At 57.7% G+C, this 567-nt stretch carries 1 protein-coding gene and 1 pseudogene; one reads left to right on the top strand and one right to left on the bottom strand.

Annotated features, from left to right (window positions below; genetic code table 11):
* Nucleotides 1-225: hypothetical protein (locus tag A3730_RS32005; RefSeq protein ID WP_063538813.1), on the top strand; the 225-nt coding region annotated here is incomplete at its 5' end.
* 77 nt (nt 226-302) lie between these two features.
* Here A3730_RS32005 and A3730_RS20645 read toward each other — a convergent pair.
* Nucleotides 303-567: pseudogene (locus tag A3730_RS20645) on the bottom strand (IS4 family transposase); the annotation flags it as partial.

Here is a 567-nt window from a genome sequence, read left to right as displayed (position 1 = left end):
AGCGCCCGCCCCCCCGCGACCAGCGCCATATCTGCCTCGGAAAACATCATTCCTGCCATGCCACGCAGCCCGGATATTCTGCAGAGTGTTCATGGCACACCGGTACATTTTGACGCCTTCCAGACCATCAATCTCAACGATGATGACGACATCGAATTCGGCATCAGCGTCCAGGAACTGAACCTGCATCTTGTTAACCAGCGGACAGGTAATCGTCTGATCTAAGTAAGGACACTTCTGGTTCATTTGTTGTTACCCCGTAAGGGGTCTGCCTTCAGCCCGGCGCTTTGCCGTAATGCCGTTCACTTAAGAGGAGCGGCATTACGATCGACGGGATAGCGGGTCTTGGAGATTTTGACCGTTCTCGGCCTGGAAGGTCGGGAACGGTCCTCCAACAACAGGTTACCGATCCCCGCTCTGAGTTCCGCCAAGCGTGCGCCCGTGCGCGATAGCGGCTGAGCCGCCGCCATCACGATCAACTGCGCGGCGATGTACTGATAGGCGAACTTGAAGCGGATACGCGACGGGTCCTGGCCATGAGCCACTGCCGCCTGACTGGCTTCCCGA

The organism is Alcanivorax sp. HI0044, assembly GCF_001634945.1.
Note: the sequence above shows the minus strand (reverse complement) of the source record. Positions and strands in the feature narration are given on the sequence as shown.